Here is an 18,542-nt window from a genome sequence, read left to right as displayed (position 1 = left end):
AACCGCAGGGGACGGAGGAATCTTCTATTTTTGGCCGTCATAGAGGGAGAATGATAGAAGGCGGCGGATTAACGGAGCCGCTGAACTAGCTTCAGTAAAGGGCCGGGCCATGTGGGGCCCCCATTGCGCTTCTGGTTTTCTTTTAAAAAAGAAACCGTGATATAGTATATTTATGCCCCATTCCCGGAAGAATGGGAAATAGAGCGGAGGAATGACATATGAGCGCAGTACTGAAGGTTGTCGGTCTCGGTCCGGGCAACCCGGACCGGCTGACGATGGGTATTGTGAAGACATTGCAGCAGGCATCACAAATCTACGTCAGAACGAAAGAGCATCCGGTTATGTCGATGCTGGAGGAGCTGAAGCTCGAAGTCAGTTCGTTTGACCACATCTACGAAGCGCATGATTCGTTTCCGGAGGTGTACGCCTCCATCGCAGACCGGCTGTTGGAGCTGGCTTCGGCCGGCGATGAACAGAGCGTGATCGTCTATGCAGTGCCCGGGCATCCGATGGTGGCGGAGTCCACCGTTCAGCTGCTAAGGGAGCACTGCCCGCAGAAGGGGATCTCCCTTGAAATCCTGGGCGGGGAGTCCTTTCTCGATGAAGCCTTCATCCGTCTCGGCTTTGATCCGATCGAAGGCTTTCAGCTTCTCGATTCAACCGGCATTCGCAGCAGCATGCTGCAGCCCCAGCTGCACACCGTGATCGGGCAGGTATACGACGAGTTTACCGCTTCTGAGGTGAAGCTGTGCCTCATGGAACTTTATCCTGACGATTACCAGGTCGTTGTCGGACATGCGCTTGGTGTCGAAGGGGAGGAGCAGGTGCTTCAGGTTCCGCTGTTTGAGCTCGACCGCGTAGAAGGCTATGGCAACCTCTCGCTCGTATACGTTCCTAGAAGTGACGACGAGAGCTTGCGCCAGCGGACCTTTGCCCGGCTTCATGAGATCGTCGGCATCCTCCGCAGTCCGGAGGGCTGCCCGTGGGACCGGGAACAGACGCATGCGTCGATCCGGAAAAATCTCATCGAGGAAACCTACGAGGTGCTGGAGACCATCGATGACGATGACCCGGAGCATATGCAGGAGGAGCTTGGCGATTTGCTGCTGCAGATCATGCTGCATTCGCAAATGGAGGAAGAGGAAGGCACTTTCAGCGTGTTCGACGTCATTCAAGGGTTGAATGACAAGTTGATTTTCCGCCATCCGCATGTGTTCGGCGAGAACAAGGCCAAGGATGCGGAAGCCGCCTTGCAGAACTGGGATGCCATGAAGGCCGAGGAGAAACGCCGTAAAGGCATCGAGCCCGAGAAGGCGTCCGCCCTGGACGGGATTCCAAGAGACCTGCCGGCGCTCATGAAGGCATATAAGCTTCAGAAGAAGGCATCCAAGGTCGGGTTCGACTGGGACTCCATCGAGGGTGTATTCGACAAGATCGAGGAGGAGCTCGGAGAGCTGCGGCAGGCCGTGGCGGAGGGACAGAGCGTCGACGAGCAGGTGGGCGAGCTGGGTGACCTTCTGTTCGCGGCGGCGAACGCGGCCCGGTTCCTGGATGCCGATCCGGAAGAAGCGCTGTCGAGAACGAACCGCAAGTTCGTCAGCCGGTTCCGTTATATCGAGGATGTGCTGCACGCAGAAGGCAAAACGCTGCAGGAAGCCAGCCTGGATGAGATGGAGACGATTTGGCAACGGGCCAAAAATGAGGTATGATATGAAATCTCCGGTCCCTGGATGGACGGGAGGCGCTTTCAATGCCTGCGGAGTGAAGCCCTTTTAGCGAACAGGAATGAATGACTTCCGTGTTTCATGATTCCGATTTCGCGCAAAATTTCCGTTAGATGACACCCCAGCAGCTTCTTTTTGCAGGGATTTCCTCGGAAATTATAAAAAATTGGCGGATTGAGGCAGGAATTCGGGCAGCACAGCAAGAATACCATACAGAACGCGCCAAAAGCGGTATGTTTTGGGGGTTAAGCCCCTCTACCGCGCCAATACTTATTTCTTTGTATATTGGGAGGATTATAATTTATGAACAAGACAGATCTGATCAACAACATTTCCACGAAAAGCGGTTTGACTAAAAAAGACGTGGAGTCCGTTCTGAACGGTTTCCTGGGTGAAATTGAGGAAGCTCTGGCAAGCGGTGAAAAAGTTCAGCTGATCGGCTTCGGCACTTTTGAAACCCGCAAGCGTTCCGGTCGTACAGGCCGTAACCCGCAAACCGGCAAAACCATCGAAATTCCGGAATCCAACGTTCCTGCTTTCAAAGCGGGCAACAAGCTTAAAGAAGCCGTAAAATAAGATGCGCGTCGACAAATTCCTTAAGGTATCAAGGTTAATTAAGCGGCGTACCGTTGCGAAGGACGTCTCCGATCAGGGAAGGGTCCTCATTAACGGCAGGGAAGCCAAGCCCAGCAGCACGGTCAAGGTGGGCGATGAGATCACCGTCCAGTTCGGCCAGAAGCTGGTCACCGTGAAGGTGGAGCGGCTTGCCGAAACGACCCGCAAGGACGAGGCGAACAGCCTGTACACCTTGGTCAAGGAAGAACCGATCGCCAAAGATAACGGTTTGAACTGGTAAGCGGGCATTCCAGAAGGCATATACACAGCAGCACATTAGAGGCATCTTCCGATCACGATCGGGGGATGCCTTTTTAGATTGGCACGATGCTCAGATCATGCTTAAAGTTCCTCCGTTTCACCCGGCAGGGCTGGTTCTAAACCCCGAAACCGCTCCATAAGCTATTGTTAAGAAGGAGGGGTACATGCCATGATCGAGCAAGCGAAAAACAAGCAGCATGAATTGCATATGCTGAATCGCAAGCAGCTGCACCTGACGGGGGTAAACAATGTGGAGAGTTTTGACAGCGAGGAGTTTCTGCTTCAAACCGAGCTAGGGCACCTGACCATCAAAGGCCAGAATTTACATATTAAAAATTTAAACCTGGAAGAAGGCCTGCTCTCGATCGAGGGCCACGTGAATTCCCTGGTTTATTTGGATCCCGGTTCGCACAGCAAAAACAAAGGAATGCTCGGCAAGCTGTTTAAATGAGTCCACAGATTCAATGGATTACCCTGCTGTGGATGCTGTTCTCGGGAGCGGCGTTGGGGGTGGCCTATGACAGTTACCGGGTGCTGTCGGGCCAGCTCCACTTTCCGAAATGGACCCTTCATGTATTGGACGTGCTGTACTGGAGCGCTGCGGCCCTGTTTGTGTTTCGGATGCTGTATATCAGCAATTACGGCCAGCTTCGGTTTTATGTATTTGTGGGACTCTTTATTGGGGTATGGTTATATTTTTTAATCTTGAGTGTTACAACCCAGCGTTTTGTGGTAATGTTAATAAGGACAGTACGTTACGTGATTGATGTGGTCAAGCGTTTGTTTCGGGCGCTCGTCTGGGCTCCGATCCGTGCGATCTTGAAACTGTTGAAGTGGATTGCCGTCATGATCGGCAGCCTCCTGATGTTTCTTCTCCACGTGATCCTGCGCTGTCTCAAGCCTTTTTGGAAGCTGCTTCAATGGATGCTCCGCCCCATCACCTCCCGTCTGAAGATGCCAAAGTGGTTCACGAAGTTTCTCACCGCAGCTGCAGAGCTGTGGAAGCGATGGTTCTCCAAGGAGTAGACAAGGCTTAGGAACGGCCCGTTACGCAACGATTTCCGTATTTGTAAAGAGGAGGCATTCATGGGAAAATACGCTGCATCACCAGCCCAAACCCGTCCGCAGACTACACAAAAGAATGACAAGCAGCCTGCCGGTCATCATGCTGGCGCACGGAGGCGGATTTTTTTATGGCTGACTTTCATGATTCTGTTTATGGGGTGGGCAGGTTATACCTTTATTGACCAGAATTCGCAAATTGCGGACAAGAGTTCCGAGCTGTCGAAGAAGCTGAAGCTGGAGGCACAGACCACACAGACGAAGGCACAGCTCGAGCGGGACGTGAAACGGCTGAACGATCCGGAGTATATCGGACAGTTGGCAAGGAAAAATTATGGTCTGTATTTGCCGGGGGAAACCCCGATTCATGCGGAATCCACCAGCCCTTAATATAGGCGCTGAAGTGGGTTATTACTCAGTTGACCTGGGTTTACGCTTTATGTATAATCAAATCACCACAGCCAAGGTTTTATTAAATCTTGTTGTATATTTTTAAGGGAGGATCATTTTATTCTATGGCAATCGAAGTGGGCACCAAGTTAGAAGGCAAGGTGACAGGCATAACGCATTTTGGAGCATTTGTGGATCTGTCAGGAGGTGTCACGGGTCTCGTTCACATCTCGGAAATCGCCGATAATTACGTCAAGGATGTTAACGATCACCTGAAGATCAATGATGTTGTGACAGTGAAGGTGATCAATGTCGATAAGGACGGCAAGATCGGGCTTTCCATCAAACAAGCTGTTGATAAGCCGGCATCCGAAGCTCGGCCTCCAAGAGGACCAAGACCGGAACGTACCGGTGGAGGCGGCGGAGACCGTTTTGGCGGTGGTGGAGGTTACAATCGTGAACGTGGCGGGCGTCCGTTTAAGCCTGCGGCCAACAAGACTTCATTCGAGGATAAAATGTCTCGTTTCCTAAAAGACAGCGAAGAGCGCATATCGTCGATCAAGAAGAACACGGAATCCAAGCGCGGAGGCCGTGGCGCGAAACGCATGTAATTTTTACTAACAGATTAGAGCATACGATAACCGTATGAAGCAGATAACCGTAGGGGGCATCCAGCCTTCTGCGGTTTTTTTGTTTTTGCTGCGGGCTAGGCGCTGTTCTGCAGTCTTTTTCCCATCAAGGGCGCATCGGTAATTTTGTCGTTCTGCAAGAAATTACCGACAGCATCCAACGCCATTCCAGCTATCTCTGTCGCAATCGCTAGCCGATGCGGTGATTTTATTCGGGAGATTCCCCCGGATCGAACCCGCTGGAAACGGGCTGGAAGTGTTGGGGGACAACCAGTCGACCCGGATTTCCGATCATTCGGGAACGCAGGCTTTTTTGTCGGAAATTTCTTGGGCGCTTGTCCGCTGTTCTGACAAACTTTCATGTTTCGCCGGTTCTATAATGGGTACCAACAAATCCTACGAAATGGTGGTGCCAAGATCATGGAAAAATGGAATGTGATGGACGTGCCTGTCATGAAATCGGCAAAGGGGGAAGCGGTCGTGGACGGAATGAGCTGGTCGGAACGGATCCGGAACATGTCGGCCGTGCAGCGGCCGATGCAGTTCCTCGCAGCAAAGAAGTGGATGCTGCTGCTGACTTTTATGGGCTTCTTACTCGGAAAAGCCATGATACTGGACGAGCTGTCGCCGTTTGCGGTCGCCTTTTTTGCAGTCATCGCCTTCATGCGGCGGGATTACATCCTGCCAGTGGGAATGGCGGTGATCCTGGGTGCTCTGTTTGCTCCGTTCCCGGCACCGCTGATTATCGCCGCCGAGCTCATCATCTTCCACCTGATGTATAAAGGGCTGAACGCTTTTGACCACGCCGAGTTATCCTACGCGCCGCTGATGGTGTTCGTCTCCGCCTTCTGCGTCAAAATATTTATGGTGCTGATCGGTCCGCCGTTTACGTGGTATGCCCTGATGATGACCGCGGTCGATGCCGTACTCAGCTTTGTGCTGACGCTCGTGTTTATCCAGGCAATTCCGGTGTTTACGTACAGGAAAAAGAACTACCAGCTGAAAAACGAAGAAATTCTATGCTTGATTATCCTGCTTGCTTCCGTCATGACAGGTGCGGTGGGGTGGAGCGTATATAATTTGTCCGTGGAGCATGTCCTCTCCAGGTACCTGATCCTGGTGTTTGCGCTGGTCGGCGGGGCGCCGCTCGGGGCTTCGGTCGGCGTTGTAACCGGGTTGATTCTGAGCTTGGCGGATATATCGGCCATTTATCAGATGAGCCTGCTAGCTTTTTCCGGGATGCTCGCCGGCATGCTGCGTGAAGGGCGGAAGGGAGCCGTATCCATCGGCATGCTGCTGGGCTCTTCCATTCTGTCCATCTATTTCAGCGGTCCGGGCGACGTCATGCAGTCCACCTGGGAAACCTGTATCGCCATCGGACTGTTTCTGCTGACCCCGAAAGCGATGATTGCGGTGATCTCCAAGTATGTGCCGGGGACGACGGATCACAGCAAATCGCAGCATGAGTATGCTAAGCGGGTAAGAGATCTGACCGCCGAGCGGGTGACCCAGTTCTCGCAGGTGTTCCGTCAGCTGTCCCAGAGCTTCGGCCAGGTGTCCGGCACGGAGGAGGTGAGCAAGCGGAATGAAGAAATGGACCATTTTATGAATGCCGTGACGGAAGGGGCGTGTGCGAACTGCTTCAAGAAAAACCATTGCTGGGACGCGAAGTTCTATCAAACCTATAAATATATGACCGACGTGATGACTTCGGTGGAGGAGAATCCGGAGATGTCGGCTGAGGACGTTCCGGAGGAATGGAAGAGAATGTGCGCCAAAACCGGCGACGTTGTGGATGTCATGAAGCAGCAGTATCATCTCTACCAACATGATATGCAGTGGAAACGGCAAATATACGACAGCCGTCAATTGGTCGCCGAGCAATTATCGGGCGTATCCCAGGTGATGGAGGACCTTGCTAAGGAAATTCAGCGGGAAGGACAAGCGATGTACCGGCAGGAGGAGCAAATTCGGGACGCTTTGGAGAAGCTGGGGCTGTCGATCCAGGGGATCGAAATCATCAGTCTGGATCCCGGACACGTAGAAATCGAAATTGTGCATGCGTATACAAGGGGGTACGATGAATGCCGTAAAATTATTGCGCCGCTGCTGTCCGATATATTGGACGAGCATGTGGCCGTGCTGAATGAAACGTTCAGCAGCACCAAAGACGGGCTTGCGACCGTCATGTTCGGGTCGGCCAAAACGTTTGAAATTACGACGGGGGTGGCCGGGGCAGCCAAAGGAGGAGATCTGCTGTCAGGCGACAGCTTCAGTACGGTCGAGCTGGGCAACGGCACTTTCGCCGTGGCGCTGAGCGATGGGATGGGCAACGGAGAGCGGGCAAGACTGGAGAGCAGCACCGCGCTGAACATTTTGGAGCAGCTGCTGCAGTCGGGCATGGATGAGAAATTGGCGATCAAATCGGTGAATTCCATTCTGATGCTGAGATCCCCGGAGGAGATTTATGCGACGGTGGATATGGCGTTGATTGATCAATATACAGCGGAAACGACGTTTATGAAAATCGGCTCCGCCCCAAGCTTTATCAAACGGGGCAATGAAGTGATTCCCGTCTCGGCCAGCAACCTGCCGATCGGCATTATTCAGGATATTGAGGTGGACCTGGTCACCTTGAAGCTGCAAGCAGGGGACATCGTTATCATGATGACGGACGGCATCTATGATGCGCCGGGTTACGCCGTGAACAAGGAATTGTGGATGAAGCGGATGCTGCAGGAGATCGAAAGTAACGACCCGCAGCATATTGCCGACTGCCTGCTCGAGAAAGTGATTCGTTACCAGCAAAATCAAATTCATGACGACATGACCGTCGTTGTCGGAAAGGTGGAGCATTACCAGCCGGAGTGGGCTACCCTGCATGTGCCGGGCGTCGACCGCATGGAGCGGCCGCGCACGGTCAGCTGACCGCATTGCCGGATCACGAGCGGAGGTGAATATGTAAAACTAGTTGTTATCCGTCCCATTGCCCGGGAAATGGGATGGAAAGGCCGGGCAGCCGTTTGAATCTCTCAAAAGTGGAAATACTAGAACCTAAAGGGTGATAGACACTTTTGGGAGGAATGATGCCATCATGAAACAAATTTTATTAATTACGGACGGTTGTTCCAATGTCGGGGCAAGCCCGGTCATGGCGGCAGCTCATGCGCTGCAGGAGGGAATTACGGTAAATGTCGCCGGTGTGATCGATTACGGAACGATTGGGGAGCTTGGCAGCTTGGAAATTGCTGAAATTGCCAAGGCCGGCGGGGGGGTGAGCCGCATCGTGGGGACCAGGCAGCTGGCTCAAACGATGCAGATGATGACGCGCAAAACGGTGGTTCAGACAATACAGCAGGCGGTTAATAAGGAGTTAAAGACGATTTTGGGGGACGGATCCCTGGAGGAGCTTCCGCCCCAGCAACGGTCTCAGGTAGTTCAAGTCGTGGATGAGCTGACCGAAACGACACCGCTTCAGGTCGCCCTGTTGATTGATGCCAGTGCCAGTATGAAACCGAAGCTGGCTGCGGTCGAGGACGCCATTCGGGATTTGATGCTCAGCCTGCAGGCCAGGGAAGGCCTAAGTGAACTGGCTGTATTCCATTTTCCCGGACGAAACAGCGGAGAGGATGCCGTCATGGACTCCAACTGGATCCAGGATCTTGCCGGAGTGCGTAACTTGTTCCAACGAATCCAAATGAAAGGGGCCACGCCAACCGGACCGGCGATTCTGAAGGTGATTGATTTCTTCCGTTATGGTACACTAGACGGACAAACCTGGCGGGGAAATGACGGAGAAGGAGAAGGGATGCTCGGTGACTACGTCGTCTAGACCGGCATATCCGGCCGGAACGGTAATTACGGGAAAATGGCATAATAACCGCTTTATGATCCGGCGAGTGCTTGGACAGGGCGGCAATGGCATCGTGTACCTCGTTCACAAGGCCGGATACCGGAATTTGTACGCGCTGAAAATGGGGTATGACACGCTGGATCTGCAGTCGGAGATCAATGTGCTGACCTCATTGCAGTCACAGAGCAGGCGCCAGGACGGACTGAAAGGGAGTTTTAAAACTCCGTTTCTGCTGGAAGTGGATGATTTTACGGGGATGGATAATGAAGTGCCATTCTACGTAATGCGTTATATTGAGGGGAATCCGATCCATCATTTTATCCGCCGGCGGGGCGAGGAATGGGTTGGAATTACAGGGCTGCGGCTGCTCGAAAAGCTGACCGGCCTGCATCGGCTCGGGTTCATATTCGGAGACCTTAAGCCCGACAATGTCATGGTATCGGATTATGGGCAGGTGGAATTGATCGATTACGGCGGCGTCAGTAAAATCGGACGCAGCGTCAAGCAGTTCACGGAGTGGTATGACCGGGGTTACTGGAATGCCGGCAGCCGCAGCAGCGATGAAGCTTACGACTTGTTCGCTTTTGCCGTGCTGATGATCCAGCTTCTGAATGAAGAGGGACTGAAGGCGGCCTGCGCCCAGCTGCTTCCGCAGACGCGGAACCGCTCGGAGCTGCTCAACCTGATCGGCCGGAGCCCGAAGCTGAAGCCGTATGCTCCATGGCTGCGGAAAGCAATCCAAGGTGAATTTTCGGGGTCCATGGAGGCGCTGGCCGCGTGGAAACAGCAAATTTATGCACCGGCCATTTCCGGCAGAACCCCGGGCAAGACGCCGAGGTGGCTGATCAATACGTTTGCCTTCTCAGTCATTATGCTGGGAGCTGCGGTGTACTTTGTGTTTTTTAAATGAGCAACACCAGATCGGTGAGCTGTATAATAGAAGATATTGATACATAGGCATGAATGCGAAAAAAGGAGAACATGGATGGAGAGCAGGCAGAAGTTCAGCACAATTAAAGAGCAAGTGCTCCGCACGGCGGAAGAGCACCGCTTATGGTCTCCCCATGACACCCTCGTAGTCGCAGTATCCGGAGGTCCGGACTCTGTGGCTCTTTTGCATGTTCTGAAGGACATTTCCGAAACGGCGGTCCCCCTTAACCTCATTTGTGCCCACGCTCACCATGGGCTGCGGCCGGAAGCGGATGAGGAAGCCGAACTGGTCCGGCGGCTGGCCGCGGAATTAGGTGTCCGGTTTGAGATGGCCAGAGTCGACGTACCCTCTTATATGAAGGAGAGCGGCAAGGGGGTGGAGGAGGCGGCCCGGTTCAAGCGCTATGAATTTTTGTTTGAAACGGCGCTGGCGTGCGGCGCCAACACTATCGCTTTGGCCCATCACGCCGACGATCAGGCGGAGACGGTGCTGATGCATTTGCTGCGCGGAAGCGGGCCGGGGGGACTCCGGGGAATCCGGTTCAAAAGACGGGAAAAAAATGTGGAACTTATCCGCCCTTTCTTACGTATATACAAAACAGACCTCGTGGATATGTGTGAACAGAATGGTTATCCTTACGCTGTCGACCAGACCAACTTCCAGACTGAGTACAGACGGAATGCAATCCGTCTGGATGTCCTGCCTTATTTAGGGCAATATAATAGTCGGATTGTTCAATCGATCAATCAGATGGCTGACATTATCGGCCCGGAAGACGACTTCGTGGAACAGGCAGCGGTGAACGCATACCGCGAACTGGTACAGTGTAATCATGGAAGGCACGCTTTTCGGGCGCCTTCCTTTTTGGCCTTACATGTCGCTTTACAACGGAGGTTGATTAAACTAATATTAAATTATCTGTCGCCGGGTTCCGAAAACACCGATTATCACAAGATCGAAACCATTCGGCACGGGATTCACCAGAAAGACAGCACAACATGGCACCTGGATCTGGGCTGCGGCCTGGTCTGCATACGCGAATACGATTGGATAACGTTTATGCACGGGATGCCGGAGAAGATGATTAGCTATACATATCGGTTGGATGCAATCGTCCCGGAGTTGTGGTTGCAAGAAATAAGGAAAGTCCTGAGAATGGCGGAGCATACGCCTGAAGTAAATCAATTGTCCAAGATGGCGTTAGACGGTCATCAAGCGGTTTTTGACGCCGATGAGCTGCAGTTTCCACTCACGATCCGTTCAAGACAGCCTGGGGACACAATGAGAATCATGGGATTAAACGGAAGCAAAAAGGTAAAAGATATTTTCATTGACGCGAAGATACCTCCATCCATGCGCTCCCGCATACCGGTTCTTGTTGACGGTTCAGGCAGCATCGTATGGATCCCGGGTGTACGGCGTTCGATTCATGCCGCTGTAGGTGCGCATACATCGACAGTGCTTCACCTTTCCCTGGAGGATGCGGGGAATGCGGAGTAACTGTAATGGTCATTGTTAGGCTTTCATAGTATAACGTAGGAGGTTCGCTCAGTTGCAAAACGATATTCAAGAAGTTCTGATCAGCGAAGAAGAAATTCAGAAGAAAATTAAGGAACTCGGTGCCGAGCTGAGCTCGGTATATGAGGGTCGCAACCCTCTTGTGATTTGTGTACTCAAAGGCGCGTTTATTTTTATGGCGGATTTGGTTAAAAATATGACAGTACCTATGGAACTCGATTTCATGGCCGTATCCAGTTACGGGGCGCAGACCAAGTCTTCGGGCGTTGTCAAAATCATCAAGGATTTGGATGTCCCGGTTGAAGGACGTGACGTGCTGATTGTCGAAGATATTATCGACAGCGGTCTCACGCTGAGCCATCTGATTGAGCTGCTCAAGAGCCGCAACGCCAAATCGACGTGCGTGGTTACGCTCTTTGACAAACCTGCCCGCCGAACAGTGAAGCTCGAGGCGGATTATACCGGATTCGTACTCCCTGACGCGTTTGTTGTCGGATACGGTCTGGATTACGCTGAGCATTACCGGAACCTGCCCTACATCGGGATCTTGAAACCGGAAATCTATACCCACTAATTGCGCTACTCAAGCCCATGAGCTTAAGCACGCTCATGCCTTTACCACCTCTATTTGAGATGGTCAGACAGGCTATGGTAAAATAATTAAAGTGTTTTGAGAGGAGGTAGGGGATGAATCGGTTCATCCGGAATTCTGGTTTTTATTTGATTCTTTTTTTAGTTGTGGTGGGCATAGTCCAGTTTGTCAGCAACAGCGGTGAATCTGCTGACAGCCCTAGATACGATCAATTGCGCCAGCAAATCGCTGCTGGTAACGTATCGGAAATTACGGTTCAATTCGACGGTTACGCCTATCTGGTAACCGGTAAATATAAGAATAAACCGGCCGACGTTAAATCAGAGAATTTCTCGACCTACACTCCGGCTACAGATGCTGCAATCGAAGAGCTGGTAGCTGCCAGTGACAAAACCGGCATGAAATTCACCCAGAAGAAGATGGAAGGCGAAAGCGTCTGGCTGACGCTGCTCTCTTCCCTGATTCCTTTGGTTATTATGTTTATTCTCTTCTTCTTCCTGTTCAATCAAGCGCAGGGAGGCGGGGGCAAGGTTATGAACTTCGGCAAGAGCCGCGCCCGCCTATATAATGAAGAGAAGAAAAGGGTTACCTTTGAGGATGTTGCGGGAGCTGACGAAGAGAAGCAGGAGCTTGTCGAAGTCGTTGAGTTCCTGAAGGATCCGCGGAAATTTGCCGCAGTAGGTGCCCGTATTCCTAAAGGGGTTCTCCTTGTAGGCCCTCCAGGTACAGGTAAAACCCTCCTCGCCCGCGCCGTAGCAGGTGAAGCCGGAGTTCCGTTCTTCAGTATTTCCGGTTCGGACTTCGTGGAAATGTTCGTCGGGGTCGGTGCATCCCGTGTGCGTGACTTGTTCGAGAACGCCAAGAAAAACGCACCATGTATTATCTTCATTGACGAGATTGACGCCGTAGGTCGTCAGCGCGGTGCCGGACTCGGCGGCGGGCATGACGAACGCGAGCAGACGCTGAACCAGCTCCTCGTTGAGATGGACGGTTTTGGCGGTAACGAAGGCATCATCATCGTGGCTGCAACGAACCGTGCCGACATCCTCGACCCTGCGCTTCTGCGTCCAGGCCGTTTTGACCGTCAAATTACCGTCGATCGTCCAGACGTGAAAGGCCGCGAGGCGGTACTGAAGGTTCACGCACGCAACAAGCCGCTGACCAAAGACGTCAAGCTGGATGTTGTGGCTAAACGTACGACAGGCTTTACCGGCGCCGAGCTGGAGAACCTGATGAACGAAGCGGCGCTGCTTGCTGCACGCCGTAACCGTAAAGACATCTCCATGCGAGAGGTTGACGAAGCGATTGACCGTGTCATCGTCGGTACCGAGAAGCGCAGCCGCGTGATCAGCGACCGGGAGAAGCGGATTGTCGCTTACCACGAAGCCGGTCACACGATCGTGGGCTACTTCTTGGAGCATGCCGATATGGTACACAAGGTAACGATCATTCCGCGCGGACGCGCCGGCGGATATGTCATCATGATGCCGAAGGAAGACCGGATGCTTGTAACCAAGCAGGAGCTGCTTGATAAGGTGACGGGTCTCCTGGGCGGCCGGGTCTCCGAGGAACTGTTTATCGGTGAAATCGGAACTGGCGCATACAGCGACTTCCAGCAGGCTACGGGCATCGTCCGCAGCATGATTATGGAATACGGTATGAGCGAGAAGCTTGGACCGCTTCAGTTCGGGTCCTCGCAAGGTCAGGTATTCCTGGGCCGTGACCTCGGTCACGAGCAGAACTACAGTGATTCGATCGCTTATGAGATCGACCAGGAAATGCAGCGCATGACAAACGAGTGCTACGAGCGGGCGAGAGACCTGCTGACCAAGTATTCGAAAGAGGTTCACCTCATCGCGAACACGCTGCTTGAGAAGGAGACGCTCGAGCTTGAACAGATCAAGGAACTGATCGAGCAAGGTTATCTTTCTGAAGACGGCCCGAAAGAGGGCGGAAGCGGAAATGATGAAGGTTCTTCCGAACATGGCGCCCCTGTCATCGACAACGTCGGTGACGTGCGTGTACGCATTCAGGGCAAGGATAATACCAGCCTGCCAACGGAAGAAATTCCGAACGATGTTCCTTCCAACTTGCCGAATGACCCGCCAAGCGATATCAACACGGATACGCCGGGCGACATTCCAAATAACAATGATGGAACGAATGAGAATCCAGGTTCGGGCAACGGCGGAACACCGCCGGAATCCAGATCCTAATCCCAATGCAACAACAGCCCGGAGACGGTAAGCCGTCCCCGGGTTTTTTGTGTCGTTTGCCAGGAAATAAGAGCGGCGGCCATTTGGGGTGTTCAAGCATTAAAGCCGATAGCGTTCCGCCTTAACTCTGTGGCATCAGTTAATTTTTTTTGAGGCATAGTAGCGATTGGGACGGCTGCAAGCTCCAAACAGAAGCGAGGCGGCCTAATCGGACGGAATCGAGCGGGAAGCTTTGTTTTCTTTCGGCTAGATAGCATATAAAGATCATTTTAGTCAATTGACAGTATCGTGAACCTTGTGTAAATTAGTTGATAAACAAGATGGTCTCGAGGTTGCAACGGGCAACTTTGGGAGAATTTTCACAAACTATTCATGATGTTATGAGGTTATGAAGCCATCAACCGGGTAAAATCATGGGATTTCAGAGGGAGTGGGTTACTGGTGGAAGCTCTGGCACTGGAGCATAAGCAGGAACAAAAGCGGGAACTGACGGAGAAGCTGCTTAAGCTGAAGAAGGAAAGAAACGCCATTATTTTGGCGCATTATTATCAAAGGGATGAAATTCAGGAAGTAGCGGATTTCCGTGGAGATTCCTTCCTGCTTGCCCAGAAAGCGGCTCAAACCGATGCGGAAGTCATCGTCTTCTGCGGCGTTCATTTTATGGGTGAAAGCGCTAAGATTCTGGCTCCGAACAAAATGGTGCTGATTCCGGATGAGCGTGCAGGCTGTCCAATGGCCGATATGGTCAACGTGGACGGACTCCGCAAACTGAAAGCACAGCATCCTAACGCCAAAGTCGTTACGTATATCAACTCTTCGGCAGAGATCAAGGCGGAAACGGATATTTGCTGTACCTCTTCCAATGCGGTAAAAGTGATTCAATCGGTCGATTCCGATGAGATCATCTGGGTACCGGACAAAAATTTGGGTCACTATGTGCAGCAGCATACCGACAAGAAGCTCATCATTTGGGAAGGGTACTGCAATACGCATGATATGCTGACGGTAAAAGACGTTGTGGAGATGAAAGCCAAATATCCCGACGCCGAGTTTGTCGTACACCCGGAATGCCGTCCGGAGGTCGTAGCCATGGGTGATTTCGTCGGCAGCACCACGGCGATTTTGGAATACTGCAAAAAATCAAGCAGCAAACAGTTTATCGTCGGAACCGAAGACGGTACCGGATACCAGCTTCGTCTCGACAGCCCGGATAAGGAGTTTCATTTCGCCACCAAGTTTTTGGTATGCCCGAACATGAAGGTGAACAATCTGAAAAAACTGGTGAAGTGTCTGGAAACCATGAAGCCGCAAATCTACGTGCCGCCGGTTGTTGCAGATAAAGCCAGAACTTCTTTAGAGCGCATGTTACAAGTACAGTAGCATGCGCTACTCTTTCTCTTAAGACAGGTGAACAGGCACATGATTCCACAATATCTGGTTGACTTTGATCTGCAGACTTTGCCCCGGACCAAGACGGATGTTATCGTCATCGGCTCGGGCATAGCCGGACTGTTTACGGCGATTCAGGCAAGCCAGGACCGGCACGTCATCATGATCACGAAAAAGGCACTGCTCGAAAGCAACACCCGGTACGCACAAGGGGGGATTGCCGCGGTCATTTCGGAGGATGATTCCCCACAGTATCACCGGCAGGATACGCTGATGGCAGGGGCAGGGCTGTGTTCATCCTCCTCGGTGGACCTCTTGGTCAATGAAGGCCCTGAGGGCGTCAAGGAGCTGATCCGGCTCGGCACAACGTTTGACCTGGAGAACGGGGAGCTTGCCCTGACCCAGGAAGGCGCGCACAGCCACCGGCGGATTTTGCATGCCAACGGGGACGCGACCGGCTACGAAATTGTCAGAGCGCTGGCCGAGAAGGTCGCGGAGCATGACCATATTGAGGTATGGGAGCATCACTTTGTAATAGACGTTATTACAGAAAACGGCGAGTGCAAGGGAGCGCTGGTTCAGCGCCCGGATGGACAGCGGATCTTTGTGCAGGCGAACGCGACTGTGCTTTGTTCCGGCGGCGCGGGACAGCTCTACCGGTACACCACCAATCCGGAAGTGGCCACGGCCGATGGTGTGGCGATTGCTTATCGGGCGGGGGCTGAGGTTCGCGACATGGAGTTTATTCAGTTTCACCCGACGGCTCTTTGTTATCCGGGTGCTCCGAGGTTTTTAATCTCCGAGGCGGTTCGGGGCGAAGGCGCCGTTCTGCGGAATATTAAAGGCGAACGTTTTATGGAAAAATACCATGAGCTGCTCGAATTGGCTCCGCGCGACATTGTCGCCCGGGCGATCCTCAGCGAAATGGAAGAAACGAAATCCACCTTCGTCTATTTGGATATTACCCATGAGCCGGAGGATATGCTTAAGCATCGGTTTCCGACCATTTACGAAACGTGCATGTCTTACGGATTGGATATGTCGACGGACTGGATTCCGGTGGCTCCGGCTGCGCATTATATGATGGGCGGCGTCAAAACGGACCTGAACGGCGAGAGCAGCATCAAGCGGCTGTTTGCCTGCGGCGAAGTGTCTTCGACCGGTGTTCACGGCGCCAACCGGCTGGCCAGCAACTCGCTCTCTGAAGCGATCGTGTTTGGACGGCGTATTGTGAACCGCCTGCGGGAACTGTCCCCGCTGGACTGGGAACCCCAAGATATCCGGGTCGATGAAGGGCGCCTGGAATCGCCAAGGCAGGCCATTGTAGAGCGCCGGCTCAAGCTTCAGAAGGTGATGGTGCGGTACGTTGGACTGCGCCGGAACAAGACGCTGCTGCTGAAGGGGCTGGATGAACTGAAGCGCCAGCTGCCGATTTTCCAGTCCGGACTGAGCAAGCGTGAGGAATTTGAATTTGCCAACATGCTGACCAGCAGTCTGCTGGTGACCAGCGCGGCATTGTCCCGGGAAGAGAGCCGTGGGGCGCATTACCGCGAAGACTTCCCCCTGCGGGATGACGAAGGCTGGCGCAAGCATCTGCTGCAGCGGCGGGATCAAGAAATAGTGGAGGAAATCAGCGATGACGTTTAACGGATATGATGAAAGTCTTGTGGAATCCATCCGGCTGTGGCTGAGAGAGGACGTCGGATCGGGAGATGTGACGACGCTGTCGACCATTCCGACAGGACATGAATCCAAGGGAATCATCCATGCCAAGGAAGATGGCGTGGTAGCCGGACTTCCCGTATCGGAGCTCGTGTTTCAAGTCGTGGACCCGGCGCTCACGTTCACGCCTCAAGTAGCGGAAGGCGATTTCGTAAAGAAGGGAACGGTACTCGCTGTCGTGGAAGGCAGCACGCACCGGATTTTGACGGGGGAGCGGCTGGCCTTGAATTTGCTGCAGCGCCTGTCAGGCATTGCGACCCGGACACGTTCGTTCGTGGATGCGCTGGAGGGCTTGCCAACCCGCTTGGTCGATACCCGGAAGACGACGCCGGGACACCGCATGCTGGAGAAATACGCGGTGCGCGTCGGCGGGGGAGCCAACCACCGCTTCGGGCTGTATGATGCTGTGATGATCAAGGACAACCATATTAAAGGCGCTGGCGGAATCCGCCAGGCCGTGGAGCGTGCCCGGGCGTTTATCCCTCATACGATGACCATCGAAGTGGAGACGGAATCGCTTGAGCAGGTTGAAGAAGCGCTGGAAGCCGGTGCGGACATCATCATGCTGGATAACATGAGCCAGGATCTGATGAAAGAGGCCGTTCGGCGCATTAAGGCCAAGTCGCCGCATGTGACCGTGGAGGCCTCCGGCAACGTGTCTTTGAAGACTGTGAAGGGGATCGCGGCCTGCGGCGTCGACGTCATTTCGGTCGGCAGACTGACGTATTCCTTCGACAGCCTGGACATCAGCCTCGATCTCAATGCGGTGAAGGAGGGATAGCCCCCGTGATTCTGGTGATCGACATCGGGAATACGAACATCGTCTTGGGGATATACAGAAACTGGGAGCTATTGCATCATTTCCGTCTCAGCACGGTCAATCATTCCACGCCGGACGAGTACGGCATTATGTTCCGGAACATGTTTCAGATGTCCGGGATCCCGGTCAGCGACATTGAGGGCGTGATCATTTCTTCGGTGGTGCCGCCTATGGTCCATGTCATTGAGGAGATGTGCCAAAAATATATCCACCATTCGCCGCTCATCGTGGGACCGGGGATTAAAACCGGGCTCAATCTGCGTTACGAAAATCCGCGCGAGGTCGGGGCTGACCGGATTGCCAACGCCGTTGCCGCCGTGGAGAAGTACCAGGGCCCGCTCGTCGTGATCGACTTTGGCACGGCTACCACCTTTGACTGCATTGATGCCAAAGGCGCCTATCTCGGCGGCCTGATCGTGCCGGGCATCGGCATTGCGACCGAAGCGCTGTATCAGCGCGCATCGAAGCTGCCGCGGATTGAGCTGGAAAAGCCCAAAAAGGTCATCGGACGAAATACGGTTCATGCGATGCAGGCAGGCATTATTTTCGGATACGCCGGGCAGGTTGACGGCATTGTGGAGCGGATTCGCGGCGAGATGCAGGTGCCCTCCCTGAAAGTGGTCGCAACGGGCGGACTGGCGGATCTGATCGCCAGCGAAACGCAGGTCATCCAGGAAGTGAATCCGCTGCTGACGCTCGACGGCCTCCGGATTATTTATGAGCGCAACCGCTGAATTGCCAGAAAGATCAACCGGATCACCAAAAAGGCCTGTTTTGCGGTAAAATAGATAGATAATGGCAGAGCCTTCCCGGCTCATCC

At 53.3% G+C, this 18,542-nt stretch carries 17 protein-coding genes; all 17 read left to right on the top strand.

Annotation, left to right across the window (positions count from 1 at the left end):
• The first annotated feature begins 218 nt into the window (after positions 1–218).
• The 17 genes from yabN (at position 219) to C7820_RS31905 (ending at position 18,456) form a co-directional block, all read left to right on the top strand.
• The gene (gene yabN, locus C7820_RS31985) at positions 219–1,709 is read left to right on the top strand and encodes a bifunctional methyltransferase/pyrophosphohydrolase YabN (protein WP_116234465.1); all 1,491 of its coding nucleotides are present in this window, start codon (positions 219–221) and stop codon (positions 1,707–1,709) included.
• A 318-nt stretch (positions 1,710–2,027) separates the two neighbouring features.
• Positions 2,028–2,300 (top strand): HU family DNA-binding protein, encoded by a 273-nt coding sequence (locus C7820_RS31980; RefSeq protein ID WP_076176669.1) that lies wholly within the window; start codon positions 2,028–2,030, stop codon positions 2,298–2,300.
• A 1-nt stretch (position 2,301) separates the two neighbouring features.
• A complete protein-coding gene (locus C7820_RS31975; protein ID WP_076176670.1) occupies positions 2,302–2,580 on the top strand; it encodes an RNA-binding S4 domain-containing protein in 279 nt (92 codons plus the stop codon).
• A 189-nt stretch (positions 2,581–2,769) separates the two neighbouring features.
• Complete coding sequence (gene yabP, locus C7820_RS31970) at positions 2,770–3,051, top strand: sporulation protein YabP (protein ID WP_089549461.1); 282 nt, start codon at positions 2,770–2,772, stop codon at positions 3,049–3,051.
• Entirely contained in the window at positions 3,048–3,626 is a 579-nt protein-coding gene (gene yabQ / locus C7820_RS31965; RefSeq protein WP_116234464.1) for a spore cortex biosynthesis protein YabQ, read from the top strand. The genes yabP and yabQ overlap by 4 nt, the downstream gene beginning before the upstream one ends.
• A gap of 60 nt (positions 3,627–3,686) precedes the next feature.
• Positions 3,687–4,052 (top strand): FtsB family cell division protein, encoded by a 366-nt coding sequence (locus tag C7820_RS31960; RefSeq protein WP_116234463.1) that lies wholly within the window; start codon positions 3,687–3,689, stop codon positions 4,050–4,052.
• A 125-nt stretch (positions 4,053–4,177) separates the two neighbouring features.
• Positions 4,178–4,663: a S1 domain-containing RNA-binding protein gene (locus tag C7820_RS31955; RefSeq protein WP_116234462.1), complete on the top strand. Its 486-nt coding sequence runs from the start codon at positions 4,178–4,180 to the stop codon at positions 4,661–4,663.
• A 507-nt stretch (positions 4,664–5,170) separates the two neighbouring features.
• Positions 5,171–7,609, top strand: coding sequence for a stage II sporulation protein E (gene spoIIE, locus C7820_RS31950; RefSeq protein WP_397334243.1), 2,439 nt, complete (start codon positions 5,171–5,173; stop codon positions 7,607–7,609).
• A 166-nt stretch (positions 7,610–7,775) separates the two neighbouring features.
• On the top strand, positions 7,776–8,513 hold the full coding sequence (locus C7820_RS31945; RefSeq protein ID WP_116234460.1) for a vWA domain-containing protein: 738 nt from the start codon (positions 7,776–7,778) through the stop codon (positions 8,511–8,513).
• Complete coding sequence (locus C7820_RS31940; protein WP_116234459.1) at positions 8,497–9,444, top strand: serine/threonine protein kinase; 948 nt, start codon at positions 8,497–8,499, stop codon at positions 9,442–9,444. The genes C7820_RS31945 and C7820_RS31940 overlap by 17 nt, the downstream gene beginning before the upstream one ends.
• Positions 9,445–9,519: 75 nt before the next feature.
• Positions 9,520–10,965 (top strand): tRNA lysidine(34) synthetase TilS, encoded by a 1,446-nt coding sequence (tilS, locus tag C7820_RS31935; RefSeq protein WP_116234458.1) that lies wholly within the window; start codon positions 9,520–9,522, stop codon positions 10,963–10,965.
• A gap of 52 nt (positions 10,966–11,017) precedes the next feature.
• Positions 11,018–11,557, top strand: a complete 540-nt coding sequence (gene hpt, locus C7820_RS31930; protein WP_076176679.1) for a hypoxanthine phosphoribosyltransferase — start codon at positions 11,018–11,020, stop codon at positions 11,555–11,557.
• Positions 11,558–11,670: 113 nt separating this feature from the next.
• A complete protein-coding gene (gene ftsH, locus C7820_RS31925) occupies positions 11,671–13,791 on the top strand; it encodes an ATP-dependent zinc metalloprotease FtsH (protein ID WP_076176680.1) in 2,121 nt (706 codons plus the stop codon).
• A 441-nt stretch (positions 13,792–14,232) separates the two neighbouring features.
• Complete coding sequence (nadA, locus tag C7820_RS31920; protein WP_116234457.1) at positions 14,233–15,171, top strand: quinolinate synthase NadA; 939 nt, start codon at positions 14,233–14,235, stop codon at positions 15,169–15,171.
• A gap of 39 nt (positions 15,172–15,210) precedes the next feature.
• Complete coding sequence (gene nadB, locus C7820_RS31915; RefSeq protein WP_116234456.1) at positions 15,211–16,827, top strand: L-aspartate oxidase; 1,617 nt, start codon at positions 15,211–15,213, stop codon at positions 16,825–16,827.
• The gene (nadC, locus tag C7820_RS31910; RefSeq protein WP_116234455.1) at positions 16,817–17,683 is read left to right on the top strand and encodes a carboxylating nicotinate-nucleotide diphosphorylase; all 867 of its coding nucleotides are present in this window, start codon (positions 16,817–16,819) and stop codon (positions 17,681–17,683) included. The genes nadB and nadC overlap by 11 nt, the downstream gene beginning before the upstream one ends.
• Positions 17,684–17,688: 5 nt before the next feature.
• The gene (locus C7820_RS31905) at positions 17,689–18,456 is read left to right on the top strand and encodes a type III pantothenate kinase (RefSeq protein ID WP_116234454.1); all 768 of its coding nucleotides are present in this window, start codon (positions 17,689–17,691) and stop codon (positions 18,454–18,456) included.
• The last annotated feature ends 86 nt before the right edge of the window (positions 18,457–18,542 follow it).

It is taken from the genome of Paenibacillus sp. VMFN-D1 (assembly GCF_003386155.1).
GTDB classification, from domain to species: domain Bacteria; phylum Bacillota; class Bacilli; order Paenibacillales; family Paenibacillaceae; genus Paenibacillus_AQ; species Paenibacillus_AQ favisporus.
This window is presented reverse-complemented; position numbering and strand designations above follow the sequence as displayed.

What these genes read in the sequence shown, in the direction of transcription:
- C7820_RS31975 (WP_076176670.1), top strand. Translation starts at nt 2,302, where the DNA reads ATGCGCGTCGACAAATTCCTTAAGGTATCAAGGTTAATTAAGCGGCGT.
- C7820_RS31955 (WP_116234462.1), top strand. Translation starts at nt 4,178, where the DNA reads ATGGCAATCGAAGTGGGCACCAAGTTAGAAGGCAAGGTGACAGGCATA.
- C7820_RS31960 (WP_116234463.1), top strand. Translation starts at nt 3,687, where the DNA reads ATGGGAAAATACGCTGCATCACCAGCCCAAACCCGTCCGCAGACTACA.
- tilS (WP_116234458.1), top strand. Translation starts at nt 9,520, where the DNA reads ATGGAGAGCAGGCAGAAGTTCAGCACAATTAAAGAGCAAGTGCTCCGC.
- yabN (WP_116234465.1), top strand. Translation starts at nt 219, where the DNA reads ATGAGCGCAGTACTGAAGGTTGTCGGTCTCGGTCCGGGCAACCCGGAC.
- yabP (WP_089549461.1), top strand. Translation starts at nt 2,770, where the DNA reads ATGATCGAGCAAGCGAAAAACAAGCAGCATGAATTGCATATGCTGAAT.
- spoIIE (WP_397334243.1), top strand. Translation starts at nt 5,171, where the DNA reads ATGAGCTGGTCGGAACGGATCCGGAACATGTCGGCCGTGCAGCGGCCG.
- nadC (WP_116234455.1), top strand. Translation starts at nt 16,817, where the DNA reads ATGACGTTTAACGGATATGATGAAAGTCTTGTGGAATCCATCCGGCTG.
- yabQ (WP_116234464.1), top strand. Translation starts at nt 3,048, where the DNA reads ATGAGTCCACAGATTCAATGGATTACCCTGCTGTGGATGCTGTTCTCG.
- ftsH (WP_076176680.1), top strand. Translation starts at nt 11,671, where the DNA reads ATGAATCGGTTCATCCGGAATTCTGGTTTTTATTTGATTCTTTTTTTA.
- nadB (WP_116234456.1), top strand. Translation starts at nt 15,211, where the DNA reads ATGATTCCACAATATCTGGTTGACTTTGATCTGCAGACTTTGCCCCGG.
- C7820_RS31980 (WP_076176669.1), top strand. Translation starts at nt 2,028, where the DNA reads ATGAACAAGACAGATCTGATCAACAACATTTCCACGAAAAGCGGTTTG.
- C7820_RS31945 (WP_116234460.1), top strand. Translation starts at nt 7,776, where the DNA reads ATGAAACAAATTTTATTAATTACGGACGGTTGTTCCAATGTCGGGGCA.